Here is a 13818-nt window from a genome sequence, read left to right as displayed (position 1 = left end):
CAGCGGGCCTGCGCCCGCCGGCACCGCGCGGAGCGCGCTCGGCGAAGCCGCCGTCGGCGGCGGCAGCGGGCCTGCGCCCTCCGGCGTTGCGCGTGCCGCGCCCAGCGAAGCCGCCGCCTGCCGCGGCGGGTCTGCGCCCGCCGGAGCCACTCGTGCCGCGTTTGTTCGCCGCTGCCGGGCGCTCCTGCTGTTCGCCGCTGTCGCTGGCGGTTTTGCGTCGTGCTTGCTGCACCGTCAACTCGCGTTTGATCGCATGTTCGATTTTATCCAGATGATAACGATCGCGCGGCGAAGCGAACGTAACGGCGGTGCCGGTTTTGCCCGCGCGGCCGGTACGGCCGATCCGGTGTATGTAGCTTTCCGCGTCATGGGGGATATCATAGTTGTATACATGCGTGACGCCTTCTACGTCAATGCCGCGAGCCGCCATGTCGGTAGCGACGAGAAGCTGCAGCTTGGCATCGCGGAATCGCTTCATCACTTGCTCGCGCTTCGCCTGCGACAAATCGCCGTGAAGCTCTTCCGAAGCGAATCCGTTCGTTTGCAGCGCTTCGTTCAACGTCGCCGCCCGGCGTTTCGTCCGGCAGAAGATCATCGCCAAATAAGGGTTGTGCGCGCGAATCGCTTCCATTAATGCGGTTTGTTTGCCGCGATCCGATACGGTAATGACGATTTGTTCGATCTCGTCCAGCGTGACGCGCTCCGGTTCGATTCGTATTTCTTCAATTAATGGTTCGCGCATGTAGCGTCTCGCGAGCGATCGGACCGGACCCGGCATCGTGGCGGAGAAGAGCAGCGTTTGGCGCCGCGAGGACGTTTGTGCGATAATTTCCTCCACTTCGGCCAGAAATCCCATGTGCAGCATTTGATCGGCTTCATCCAGCACAAGCGTCTCCAGCTTGCCAAAATGCAGCGATTCTCTGCGCAAATGGTCCAGCAATCGACCCGGCGTGCCGACGACAATATGGACGGCACCTTGCAGCTTATGCAGCTGCTGCTCGACGTCCTGTCCGCCGTATGCGGCAAGAACGGTCGCCCCGGCGACCGGAGCCAGCTTCTTCAACTCGGCGGTAATCTGAATGGCGAGTTCTCTCGTCGGCGTGATGATGAGCGCTTGAACGGCGTTTCGGCCCGGATCGACCCGCTGCACGATCGGAAGCGCAAAAGCAAGCGTCTTCCCCGTTCCCGTCTGCGCTTGCGCAATAATGTCGTTGCCTTTGAGCGCCGCGGGGATCGCTTCCCGCTGCACCGGAGTAGGCACCGTAACTCCCATCGTTTGCAATGTATCCGACAACGGCCGATTGATCCCCAGCCCGGCAAAACCTTTATTCGTCTCCATGATTCAATCCCTTCCACTTTTTGCATCGCAGTGTATGATCGATTCTACCACGAATGGCCATGGATAGATACTGCCGGACACCGGGGGACCGGGCTTGCCATAACCCCAAGCATCGCACACCGCTCCCGCCCCACCTGAGCGTCGCTGGCTGAACACAAATTTCAAACGCAGCACCGCAAACCGACTCCTGTCCCATGGAAGCGTCGCTCGCCGAACACAAATTCCAATCGCAGCACCGCACACCGGCTCCCGTCTCATAGAAGCGTCGCTCGCCGAACACAAATTCCAATCGCAGCATCGTACACCGTTCCCGCCTCACCTAAGCGTCACACGCCGAACCTCGCTTAATAGCAGCATTGCGACTCCGAAACGTTCATTCTCCATTCCCGCCACGTAACAGCCAGTGAAAATTGCCCTATTTGTCGAAAATGACTTGATGAGCCGCCGAAGCAAATAAGCCGGAAAACCCGGCTTAAATCGCCGTCGGTGCCGAGATCGGAGCAAATAAACCGGAAAATCCGGCTTAAATCGCTGCCGGTGCCCAGGTCGGGGGAAATAAGCAGGAAATTCAGACTTAAATTGCCGTAGATGGCCGGGGCAGAAATGATTCCGCGAGTAGCGAACCAAATAAGGCTGAAATCAGCCTTAGAATAGCGATTCCGCGAGTAGCGAACCAAATAAGGCTGAAATCAGCCTTAGAGCGGCCATTCCGCGAGTAGCGAACCAAATAAGGCAGAAATCAGCCTTAGAGCGGCGATTTCGCGAGCAGCGAACCAAATAAGGCTGAAATCAGCCTTAGAATAGCGATTCCGCGAGTAGCGAACCAAATAAGGCTGAAATCAGCCTTACAGGGCTCGCCCACTCCGCCCCGCGCCACCCCGCTCCCGCCTCGCCACCGCCCCTAACTCCGCCCCGCGTCTGCGCCTCCGCCCTGCACCTTGCCTTCGCTCCACTCTGCTCCGCGTCCGCATCACCGGCCCGACGCCTCCGCCTGCAGCTTGCCCCGCGCCCCCCGCCGCGCCATCACCGATGCGCGGCATGCTGCTCCGGCTCGCCGAAGTAGCGGTTCGCCATGTCGTTGAACTCGCCGACGTAGGGGGCGAGCGGTTTGCCGAGCCGGGCTTCTTGCGCGTACATATGGGTGCGGTTGACGTAGTCGCGGTTCGCCGAAATATAAACGTCGAACAGCGAAGGATCGAGCTGGCGAATTTTTATCGCGATCCGCTGCTTGAACGCATGCGCGAGATCCTCGTGATTTTCCACGGTCAAATCGTTGTTGACGCCCGTCGCCAGCATATTCGGGTCGGCGTACTGCCCGAACGTTTGCGGATTGTACCGCCCGAGCGACGTGCCCGAATTGTTCGTTTCCTTCTTCGCGCCCGAGCCTTGCGTGCCGGTGCTCGTATTGTCGATCAGCACCGCAACGTAAGCGTTATGGTCGGTAACCAGCACATTGGCCAGCGAAACGCCGTTCAGCTTGGACACTTCCTTGGACAGGTCCTCGCTGTAAGCCAGCTTCGTGTTGGCATGAACGATCGGCCCCTGGCGCTGCTGCGATCCGTAGATGCGCGGGCCTTCCTCCATCGACGTATCCTTGCGCAAGCCGCTGTTGGTGGCCGAACGGTTGCGCGAGCGCTCCACTTCCATGCACCCGCCCAGCGCAAGCAGCATGGTCATCGACAACATCCATATCCGCATCGAGTTCCGATTCATCGTAACAGCCTCCCGTAAGTCTTCTCCTATATTTACGCGGGCATCGCCCCGCCCAAACAAAGTAATCATGTATAGCATTCATATTTCAGCCAAAAATATGCCCGTGTACGGGTGGGAATGACGCATAACGGACGCACATTTAGGAAATAACCAAGAAGGAGAAAAACGCAGCAATGGCAAGGATTAAGAACAATTTGTGAACTTTCCTGGGAAGATTGACAAACAGGATTGGCGAATTTATAGTTAAAAAGGGATTACGTCAAGACGCGGAAAAGATTGCTAAAATATAAGGCCGGCAAACAGTTTTTTTCATGACGGTCTTATATTTTTACGGTCTTATATTTTTTCGTGAAGCGGGGTCGCTCGTTCATGCGACAGCAAGCCGCTTTACCCTTGCGTGGCGATTGTTTCGTAAAGCCGAACGGCGATTCGTTTCGCTGTCCGGGGAAATTTGCCGGAAGCCGGAGTGCCGGGTGGAAGCGGCCGAGCGTGCGTCACCATTTCCCTGGTGCGGCTAAAACAGACAAGTGGGGTTGATGAATCGATGAGCAGCAGATGGAAATTGATAGGACGTCTCTTGCCCCTGTTGGCGTTGCTTGGGCTGATGGCAGGGTGCGGCGACCCTTATCTCACGACGCTTAATCCGAAAGGACCGGTAGCGAAAGAACAGTTGGACTTGATCAAGCTAAGCTTCGGGATCATGATTCTCGTTCTGGTGGTCGTTTTCTTCATTTATATTTACGTGCTGATCAAGTTTCGCCGGCGTAAAGGACAGGAAAACGTCATACCGAAGCAAGTGGAAGGCAATCATTTGCTGGAAATTATTTGGACGGTAATCCCGATCATCCTGCTTCTCATTCTGGCAGTACCTACCGTGTTCTACACGTTCAAGCACGTAACCGATTACTCCGATGACAAAGACGCGATTCATATCAATGTCACGGGTCACCAATTCTGGTGGGAGTTCGAATATGCCGACCAGAAGTTCAAAACCGCCCAAGATCTGGTGGTGCCTGTCGGCAAGATCGTATCCGTCAAGCTTGCATCCGCGGATGTCAACCACTCGTTCTGGATTCCGACGCTCGCCGGCAAACAGGATACGAACCCGGGCGACAAGAACGTCAACACGCTTTACTTCAAAGCGGACGAACCGGGCACATACAAAGGCAAGTGCGCTGAATTGTGCGGCGCTTCCCATACACTCATGGACTTCAAGGTTAAGGCCGTATCCGAAGCGGAATACGCCGCTTGGCTGACCAAGATGACAACGCCTTACGCCGCGGTTTCCGCCGACGTCGCAGCGGGCGAGCAAGTGTTCAAACAGAACTGCATCGCTTGCCACGCCGTTACGCCGGACGGAGTCGGCTCAGGCCCGAACCTGAAAGGTTTTGCGAGCAGGGAGCTGGTCGCAGGCATTCTGGAGCATAACGACGCCAAGCTGAAGGAATGGATCAACGATCCGCAATCGGTCAAGCCCGGCACGCTTATGCCGGCGCGCGGCCTGAACGAGCAGCAGCTGAACGACGTTGTCAAATATTTGAACACGCTCAAGTAGTCTTGAACCGAAGGCCACAAGCCGAAGCTTTCATGCAGGAAAGCTTCGCTTGTGCGGATACGAAAGTTTGTAGGGGGTAACGAATTTGGCTCACGCGCATACGGTGAAACGGTACAGCGGGCTAATGGATTGGCTGACGACAGTTGACCACAAGAAAATCGGCATTTTGTACTTCCTCGCCGGCGGCTTTTTCTTCCTGGCGGGCGGCATTGAAGCGATCTTGATCCGGATTCAGCTAATGTATCCGGACCAGCATATTTTCGTCGGCGGCACGTTTAACCAGCTGCTGACGATGCATGGCACGACGATGATCTTCTTCGCGGCTATGCCGATGCTGTTCGGGTTTATGAACGCGATCGTTCCGCTGCAGATCGGGGCGCGCGACGTTGCATTCCCGTTCGTGAACTCACTTGGCTTCTGGCTTTTCTTTATGGGCGGCCTGCTGCTGAACATCAGCTGGTTCATGGGCGGCGCTCCGGACGCAGGATGGACGGCATATGTGCCGTTGTCCACCGATACGTATAGCGGACACGGCGTCGACTTTTACCTGATGGGCTTGCAGATCGCAGGTCTTGGCACCCTGATCGGGGGCATCAACTTCCTGGTCACGATTATCAACATGCGCGCTCCGGGCCTCAGCTTCATGCGCATGCCGCTGTTCACCTGGACATCGTTCATTACGTCCGCGCTTATCTTGTTCGCTTTCCCTGCCATTACGGTTGGTCTTGTCGAACTGACGTTCGACCGCATCTTCGGCGGCAACTTCTTCGAAATCGGCAAAGGCGGCAACCCGGTGCTCTGGCAGCACGTGTTCTGGATCTTCGGTCACCCCGAAGTATACATTTTGATTTTGCCGGCGTTCGGTATTATTTCTGAAATCGTCAGTACGTTCTCGCGCAAGCGTTTGTTCGGATACAGCTCCATGGTGTTCGCCACGATCCTGATCGGCTTTCTCGGCTTCATGGTTTGGGCGCATCACATGTTCGCAACGGGTCTCGGACCGGTGGCGAACTCGATCTTCGGGATTGCAACGATGGCGATTGCGGTGCCGACCGGGGTGAAAATCTTCAACTGGCTGTTTACGATGTGGGGCGGCCAAATCCGCTTCACGACGGCGAATCTATGGGCGGTCGGCTTCATACCGACGTTCGTTATGGGCGGCGTCACGGGCGTTATGCTCGCGGTACCGCCGGCCGACTTCCAGTTTACCGATTCGTACTTCGTCGTTGCGCACTTTCACTACGTTATTGTCGGCGGTTTGATCCTCGGCGTGTTCGGCGGCTTGTACTACTGGTGGCCGAAGATGTTCGGCCGGCTGCTTAACGAAGCATTGGGCAAATGGCATTTCTGGCTGTTCTTTATCGGCTTCCATCTGACGTTCTTCCCGCAGCACTTCCTCGGCCTGATGGGGATGCCGCGGCGCGTATTTACTTACTTGCCGGGACAGGATCTCGATGCCGGCAATCTGATCAGTTCGATCGGGGCTTTCCTGATGGGGATCGGTACGATCGTGTTCCTGTTCAACATCATCGTCAGCTCGATGAAACCGAAAGACGCAAGCTCCGACCCATGGGACGGCCGTACGCTCGAATGGGCGATTCCGTCGCCTGCGCCGGAATACAACTTCAAGCAAACGCCGCTGGTCCGCGCGCTCGACCCGCTGTGGAAAGAGAAAATGTCCGGCAACAAGGAAATGACGCCGGCGGAACCGGTTGGCCCGATTCATATGCCTTCGCCTTCGATTCTGCCGCTGTTCATGTCGATCGGGCTGTTTATCGCAGGACTCGGCTTCATGTACTCGAAGCATGATTTTGCCGGCGACGGCGTGGATGTCGTCAGTTCGTTCGGAGACGTTCTTTTCAATCACTATATCGTGGCGATTGCAGGTCTGGTCATTACGTTCGCGTGCATGTTCCTTCGTTCCGTATTCGACGACCACGGCTGGCACATCGAAGTCGACGAACTGGAAGAGAAGGGGGTTAAAGGCTGATGAGTGGACATCATGCAACCGGCGCTCTTCCGGCAGAACCGGAAAAAGCGACTCTGGAAGGCAAAAACAAGCTGCTCGGATTTTGGCTCTTTCTCGGCGGCGAAATGGTGCTCTTCGGCACCCTGTTCGCCACGTTCATGACCTTGCGGCATCAAGCGGTTGACGGCCCGACGGCCGAACACCTGTTCAAGCTCAATACGGTCGGATGGTCGACTTTCATCCTGCTCACGAGCTCCTTGACAAGCGTATTTGCGATGATCGCCATGCACCGCCACAAGCTGCAGCAATTGCTGGTTTGGCTGTTCATTACGATTTTGCTCGGCCTTGGGTTTCTCGGCCTTGAAATTTACGAGTTCAACGAATATGTGAATGAAGGCCACAACTTTACAACCAGCGCATTCTCCACTTCATTCTATACGCTGGTCGGCTTCCACGGCGCGCACGTTGCGTTCGGGGTGCTCTGGATCGGTTTGCTTATCCTGCAAGGCCTGAAGAAAGGCTTAACGGTCGTAACCGCGCCGAAGTTTTACGTCGCCAGCTTGTACTGGCACTTTATCGACGTTGTCTGGGTGTTCATCTTTACAGTCGTTTATTTGCTCGGGAAGGTGGGCTAATCGATGAGTGCGGAACATCATCAAGCTGCAGGCTCGCATGGTCGTCACCGTGTGGAAGGCCCGAAAAACCATTTTCTTGGCTACATCATTTCGATCGTATTGACGATGCTCGCCTTCGCCGCTGTCATCTACGGCGGCATGAGCAAAATGTTTCTCGTCGCCTTCCTGACCATCCTGGCCATCGCGCAAGCGGTCATTCAGCTGGCGATCTGGATGCACATGAAGGATCGCGGACATGTGTATCCGATATTGTTTCTGGCATTCGGCGGAGTCGTGGCGGCAACAGCTGCTATCGCCGCGCTTTACTGGATGTGGTGGTAATCGTTCGAGAGGCGGCAGCTGAATCCAGTTCCGCCTCTCGTTTTTCTTTTGTCCCTTCATGAACGGAGGTGCTTAACGCATGAATGAGCATATGAATCACGGCGCCGGCGCAGATGGCGGTCCGACGCTGTTCGCCTTATGGAGCCCGGGTACGCTGCTGCTTGCCGTCATCGCGGGCTTCGCCTATTTTTATTACGTCAACAGTTTGGCGCGGCAGCAGCCGGACGTCTACAAGACGACATCCCGGCAGAAAACGGCGTTCGTGTTCGGCCTGATTGTGTTTTATGCCGGTCAGGGGAGCCCGATCAGTTATTACGGACAATCCAGCCTGTTCAGCGCCCACATGCTGCAGCAGTCGTTGTTGTATCTGATTATGCCGCCGCTGCTCTATCTGGGCATTCCGGAGTGGATGGCAAAGCCGGTGCTGGACAAACGGTTCGTGCGCAAATGGCTCCAGCCATTGACGAATCCGATGCTGTCGGTATTGTTGTTCAATTTGTGTTTTTCCATCTACCATATCCCGTTCATTATGAACAATGTGCATCACAACGGTTTCTGGCATTACGGAACACATGTTCTGCTGATCGTGCTGGCGTTCCATATGTGGTTCCCTGTCTTCGCGCCGGTGAAGGAATGGGATCGGCTGTCGGATTTGCAGAAGCTGGCTTATGTGTTCGCCAACGGCGTGCTGCTGACGCCGGCGTGCGCATTGATTATTTTTTCCAAAACGATCATGTATCCGATGTTCGCCCAAGGCCCGCAAGTATTCGAGCTGCTGCCTCCGCTTGACGACCAGCAGTTGGGCGGCACGCTCATGAAGATCATTCAGGAAATCGTCTATGGAACAGTATTGGCCTTCGTGTTTTTCCGCTGGTTCCGCAGGGAACGGGCGAAGGATGACGACCTTGACGCGATTCCCGGCGAAGCCTGGCTGCAAAAGAATGGCGGGTAGTGGAAAGGGGAGGAACAAGTGGGCCATCATGTATTGCCGTTGGTATGTACGAGCCTGATCGTCGTGAGTGCGGTGTTTGTGGCGATCGGCTGGTACTTGATTAAACAGGGGAAACGCGATACGCATCGGAAGGTAATGCTGACCGCATCCGCATTGGCGCTGCTGTTTTTTGTGCTTTATGTCGGGCGGACGATCTTCGTCGGCAACACGACGTTTGCCGAAGACGCGCCGGATGCGGCAAGCACGTTTTATTATATCTTTTTGCCGATTCACATTTTACTGGCGACGGTGGCCGGCGTGTTCGGCATCATTACGCTGCTGCACGCCTTCTCCAAACGGTTTGCCAAGCACAAGAAGATGGGCCGCATTACCGCGGTGCTGTGGCTGCTGACGGCGCCAACCGGCGTGCTCGTTTATGTGCTGCTCTATGTGTTGTACCCCGGCGGCGATACGAAGCCGGTCATTGATGCGATTTTTGGTTGGTAATCCGCTGGCGCCGCGCCGCGGCACAAGTCCCGTTCATCCCTGCGACCAGGGCGGTGCGGGACTTTTTTAACTGCGGCTGCGGCATCATGCCGGGCCGGGTAACGAAAATAGCCCATGAAAAATGGCTTATTGGCCCGATTTGGCCCGACTCGTCGGAAATAGCCAGTGAAAACATGGCTTATTTTCGCCGAAAGGCCCCCAAATCGGGCCTCTTAGTCGAAATAGCCAGTGATTTCACTGGCTATTCCGGAGAGGCTGCCCGTTTTTGGCGAAATAGGCAATTAAACATGGCCTATTTCTGCAAGAAGCTTCATCGGAGCGGCACAAAAAGCGAATTTGTTAGTTGGCGGAGGGGAGAATGCCGCGTTTTGTGCAACGTGTCTGCTTGGCGAAGGTTAAAACAGAGGCGAAGGGGAGGAAGTGGTGAGCGGGGGTTAGTTTGGAAAAGCGGAAGCGTTCGCGTTTTGTTGAAACATGCGCTAAACGCGCGGCGCAGGGCCGCGGAGGCCGCTGCCATCACCTCAAGGCTTTTTTGTTGCCGACCGTTTACGGCTCAATCGTTCCATGATACGCTAAAATAGATAAAAGCGCTTTCACGTTTGTGCGATGTGGGGGGATCGAAATGTTATCGAAAAATAACAAAAAAAGAAATTTTTACAAAAAACTAATCGTCTACACGTTATTAATTTCGTTGTTGCCGATTTTTGCGATGAGTTTCTTCTTCTATTACAATGCGAAGGATTCGATGCAGAAGGAGCTGCAAGCGGCCAATGTAAATTATTTGCAGCAGACGGTCAATGCAATGGAAGTCGTGAGCAAGCAGATCAGCAACAGCTTCAGGCAGCTCTCCTTCGACAGGGTGCTGCGGGATTATGAAGGTTTTCCGCGGGGCGCCCACTACGAGGCGTTAAGCGGAGTCTATAACGAAGACGAGCTTCCGGGCCTGTACAGCTACTTGTCCGCCAAACAACGTTTGGTCAGCGCGCTGGATGTGCTCAAGGATTCGAACGAATTCATCTATTCGATTTATTATTACGACAGCGCGAAGGAGATGATCCTCGATACGAGAGGCGGTCAATATAGCCCGGAGCAGTTTTATGACCCGGAATGGCAATCGTTCGCGGGCAAAATAAAAGGGGTTCCTTCGTTTACGGAGCCAAGGAATGCCAGGCAGAATGACGGGAGCTTCAAGGAAGTCATTCCGATGGTGTATATTTCGCCGGTAATCGGCAATTATTTGGTGATCAACCTCAATACGGATGCCTTGTATTCGAGTTTTGTGAACCCGCTGAACAATCAGTTGGGCGGCTCATTTTTCATCTTGTCCGCGGAAGGCAAACGAATGCTGTTCGACAGAAGCAATCGCTTGAACGAGCTGATCGGCTCCGACGCGGTTTTGACGGAACGGATTCGCACGGCGGCCATGCCATCTTTCGTAGAAGAATTTGACGGCCGGCGGATGTTGGTTACCGCGATCGTTTCGGAAAAGCTGGGATGGACGTTCGTAACGGCGACGACGTTAAACGAATTGTACCGCAGCGTGGTCAACATGCGCACGATCACGCTCTTCACTTGCCTGCTGCTGATGATCGCCACCGGCCTGCTTGCGCTCGCTACAACCCGCAACATCTACCATCCGGTATCCCGGCTGTTGCACTACATTCGCAGCAAAGACCCGTCGATTCCGAAGCCGGAGACGGATCTGCAAGAACCGGGAGAGTTCGGCTTGATTCATAGCAGCTTCGAGCGAGTCTACGAGGACAGAACGAATCTGCAATTGCGGTTAAAAGAAAGCATGCCCGCCAACCAGGAGAAGTTCGTGCGTGCGCTGCTGCACCACCATTCGATGGATACGAGCGAAATCGAGGAACGGCTGAAGTTTTTGTCGCTCGATATCGAGTTGGACGGCCTGTTTCTGCTGCTGGTATCGCTTGAGGAGTCACGTTCGAAAGGGTTGGCGATGGAAGAGGAGAAGCTGATGAAGCTTCGTATTATGGACATCGTCGAGGAGCAGCTTCCCGCTGACCGCAAGCGAATCGTCATGGAGATGGCCGAAGACCAGGTCGTCGTGATCGCCAATGGACCGGCAGACGAACTGGAAGAGCAATTCGCCATCGCCGGGCGGGTGATCGAACAGATCCAGCTCGACTTCGGCTTCACCTGCTCCGTTGGCATCGGGAAATATTGTCCGGACGTGACCACGCTGAAGCGCGCTTACGAGGAGGCGCAGGAAGCGCTGCGTTATCGCACCGTGGCGGGAGCGAGCGAAGTGATTTATATCGACGACGTCAGGCTGGAAGGGACGCCGCTGCTGCTGTACCCGAAAGAGAAGGAGATGGCGTTGATCAACTATATGATAAACGGCGAAACCGGGCGGGCGCATAGCGTGTTCGGCGAAATGATGCAGGACTTGCGCTCGCAGCGCGCGCTCGTTCATCCTCATCAAGTCCAGCACGCTTTCGTGCAATTGTTGAGCGGGTTTATCGCTGCGGCGGGCGAATTGCGGGTGGATCTGAATCGACTGATGCAGGTCGAACGCAATCTTTACAGCATATTGGTGCAGAAAAAGGATTGGGCCGAAATCGTCTCCTGGTTCGAAATGATGATTGGCCGGCTGTCGGTGCAGATCGGCGACGCTTTCCGCGAAAAAAACAATCGCCATATCGATCAGATCGTAAGGATTCTCGATCAGTCCTACGGCGAACAAATTACGCTCGCCGCCGTAGCCGAGCGGCTGGGCATGCATCAGACGTACGTGAGCCGCATCTTCAAGGAGAAGACGGGGGAAACGTTCACCGAATATTTGACGCGGCTGCGGATCGACAAGAGCAAAAAGCTGCTGCTGGAGAGCAAGCTGACGGTCACGACGATCAGCGAACAGGTCGGCTATTTGAAGCCCAGCTACTTTATGAAATTGTTCAAAACGTACACCGGCGTCTCTCCGGGCGAATATCGCCGGTTGCACGGCGATGACAGTCCGCAGGAGGAGTAAGCCTGCGGGCTTCCTTATGGGCCCGTATTTTTACCTTGATAATGAAGCCTGCCGCAAGTGGTCTTTCGGGGGAGAAACGCAAGATCGGGGCCTGTTCCCCGGCGGTCGGGCAGTCTAGAATACGGGTATCGGCTGCTCTGCCGACGGGCAATGGCAAGTGAAAACGGTTGCAGTCGATGATGCAAGGCCGATGATGCAGGGAAGATCACAAAGGAAAAGGGAGGCAGGAAGTATGGGCAAAAAAGTGCCATTCGTACTGGCGACGGCCATGCTGGCGACAACCGTATTGGCGGCATGTTCGGGAGGCGGTAAGGAGGCGGGGGGCAATTCGGCTTCGCCGGCTGCCAGCATAAGCAGCAGTGCGAGCAGCAGCGCCACGCCGGCATCGAAGAAGGCCGACAAGGTGTATATTTACGATATCGGCCTTGCCGCCGGTCTCGGCAAAGCAAGCAAGCCGGAAGCGGTGCAGCATATCCGGGACCTGGTCAAGCAGCAGACCGGCATCGAGATCGAAGTCGTGCCGCGCTCGGTCGATTCGCCGAACGAGAAGCTGAACCTGGTGCTCGCCTCGAACGATCCGCTCGATATTTTCGTCGGTGCGATGAACACGCATCAATTGAACGGTGCCGTCATGCCGCTGAACAGCCTGCTCGACAAGTACGGGGCCAACATTCGCAAGCAATGGAAGCCGGATTGGAAGATCGGTTGGGACGCGCTGACGACCGCCGACGGGAAAATCTGGGGGATTCCGACGCTGATGCCGTCGTCGACGAATCGGGTGATGATCCGCAAGGACTGGTTGACGAAGCTGAATTTGCCAATGCCCAAAACGTACGACGATTTCGAGAAGGTGCTCCAGGCGTTCAAAGACAAGGATCCTGCCGGCAATGGGCAAACGATTCCGCTCCTGACCGACCACAACCCCAGCGCCGGGATGAACGGCATGAACAATGCGATGGCCGCCGGGTATATGGCTGCGGGTTACGGGGACTGGTACGACAGCAGTGACGGCAAAGTGAAGAAAGGCGTCTACGATCCCGGCTACAAGGATTTCATTACGCTGATGGCCGACTGGTACAAAAAAGGGCTGATCTTCAAAGAGTCGTTCACGACAAACCGCGACCGGCAGAACGAACTGATCAAGCAAAGCCGGGTAGGCGCTGTCGCTTCCGCTTATAACTTGCCGCTTGGCACGAACCTGAACGAGCTGCGGAAGAACGATCCGAATGCCGACTATGTGGTGCTCGACCTGCAAGGGCCGAAGGGAATGAACGCCAGCAGCGGAGGCGCCAACATAAGCGGCATCATGCTGAACAAAAACGCGCAAAATCCGGAAGCGGCCATGCGTTTGCTCGATTGGATTTTTGCGGATATCAAAAACTACTTCCTGTTGTTCTTCGGCATCGAGGGCGACAACTACAAGTACATCGACAAGGCGACCAATCATGTTCAAATCCGGCTCAACTACGATTATTTGGGCGATCTGCTGCCGTTCACGACGATTGCGTACACGGTGCAATCGACGATCGCGGTGGAACCGCCGGTGCCGGGCAGGGTCGATTATGCGGACTGGATGATCAAAAATTATGTGTTCAACCCGGCTACCGCAAAGCCGTACGGGATTGCGAATGTCGATTATCAATTCGATCGCAAAGCGATCTCGGCCAAAGTGCCGAATATGACCGATATCGACAAGACGATCGACCAGGAAATTGTCAAATTCGTGATGGGTGCAAGGCCGCTGGCGGAATATGACAAGTTTCTCGCGGAGCTTGGCAAGGCAGGCCACGACGCGTGGAGCGCGGCCATGACCGAAGAGTACAAGAAGTACAAAAAGTAAACCGGTTCGCTCCTGT

The 13818-nt window shown here is 55.3% G+C and carries 10 protein-coding genes; 8 read left to right on the top strand and 2 right to left on the bottom strand.

What is annotated here, in order from left to right; translation table 11 throughout:
- Both EXY20_RS37135 and EXY20_RS37130 read right to left on the bottom strand, forming a co-directional pair.
- A partial coding sequence (locus EXY20_RS37135) for a DEAD/DEAH box helicase (RefSeq protein WP_135557492.1) occupies nt 1-1339 on the bottom strand: 1339 nt, incomplete at its 3' end.
- A gap of 1023 nt (nt 1340-2362) precedes the next feature.
- On the bottom strand, nt 2363-3052 hold the full coding sequence (locus EXY20_RS37130; protein WP_167859788.1) for a YhcN/YlaJ family sporulation lipoprotein: 690 nt from the start codon (nt 3050-3052) through the stop codon (nt 2363-2365).
- 544 nt (nt 3053-3596) lie between these two features.
- On the opposite strand from EXY20_RS37130, the gene coxB reads away from it, so the two are divergent.
- The 8 genes from coxB to EXY20_RS37090 all read left to right on the top strand — a co-directional run bounded on the left by coxB (nt 3597) and on the right by EXY20_RS37090 (nt 13802).
- Nucleotides 3597-4607, top strand: coding sequence for a cytochrome c oxidase subunit II (coxB, locus tag EXY20_RS37125; protein ID WP_135557490.1), 1011 nt, complete (start codon nt 3597-3599; stop codon nt 4605-4607).
- Nucleotides 4608-4731: 124 nt separating this feature from the next.
- Nucleotides 4732-6597 (top strand): cytochrome c oxidase subunit I, encoded by a 1866-nt coding sequence (gene ctaD, locus EXY20_RS37120; protein WP_407944955.1) that lies wholly within the window; start codon nt 4732-4734, stop codon nt 6595-6597.
- The gene (locus tag EXY20_RS37115; RefSeq protein WP_135557488.1) at nt 6597-7211 is read left to right on the top strand and encodes a cytochrome c oxidase subunit 3; all 615 of its coding nucleotides are present in this window, start codon (nt 6597-6599) and stop codon (nt 7209-7211) included. The genes ctaD and EXY20_RS37115 overlap by 1 nt, the downstream gene beginning before the upstream one ends.
- A gap of 3 nt (nt 7212-7214) precedes the next feature.
- Nucleotides 7215-7532 carry a cytochrome C oxidase subunit IV family protein gene (locus tag EXY20_RS37110; protein ID WP_135557487.1) on the top strand — a complete coding sequence of 106 codons (318 nt, stop codon included), beginning with the start codon at nt 7215-7217 and terminating at the stop codon, nt 7530-7532.
- A 79-nt stretch (nt 7533-7611) separates the two neighbouring features.
- Nucleotides 7612-8484, top strand: coding sequence for a cytochrome c oxidase assembly protein (locus tag EXY20_RS37105; protein WP_235886383.1), 873 nt, complete (start codon nt 7612-7614; stop codon nt 8482-8484).
- An 18-nt stretch (nt 8485-8502) separates the two neighbouring features.
- Nucleotides 8503-8970 (top strand): DUF420 domain-containing protein, encoded by a 468-nt coding sequence (locus EXY20_RS37100; protein WP_135557486.1) that lies wholly within the window; start codon nt 8503-8505, stop codon nt 8968-8970.
- Nucleotides 8971-9592: 622 nt separating this feature from the next.
- Nucleotides 9593-11962, top strand: coding sequence for a helix-turn-helix domain-containing protein (locus tag EXY20_RS37095; protein WP_135557485.1), 2370 nt, complete (start codon nt 9593-9595; stop codon nt 11960-11962).
- 232 nt (nt 11963-12194) lie between these two features.
- A complete protein-coding gene (locus tag EXY20_RS37090; RefSeq protein ID WP_167859787.1) occupies nt 12195-13802 on the top strand; it encodes an extracellular solute-binding protein in 1608 nt (535 codons plus the stop codon).
- Nucleotides 13803-13818 lie beyond the last annotated feature (16 nt).

The sequence above is a fragment of the Paenibacillus cymbidii genome (assembly GCF_004764705.1).
Classification (GTDB): domain Bacteria; phylum Bacillota; class Bacilli; order Paenibacillales; family NBRC-103111; genus Paenibacillus_AN; species Paenibacillus_AN cymbidii.
The sequence above is the reverse complement of the archived record's forward strand: the minus strand, read 5'-3'. Positions and strand labels throughout refer to the sequence as shown.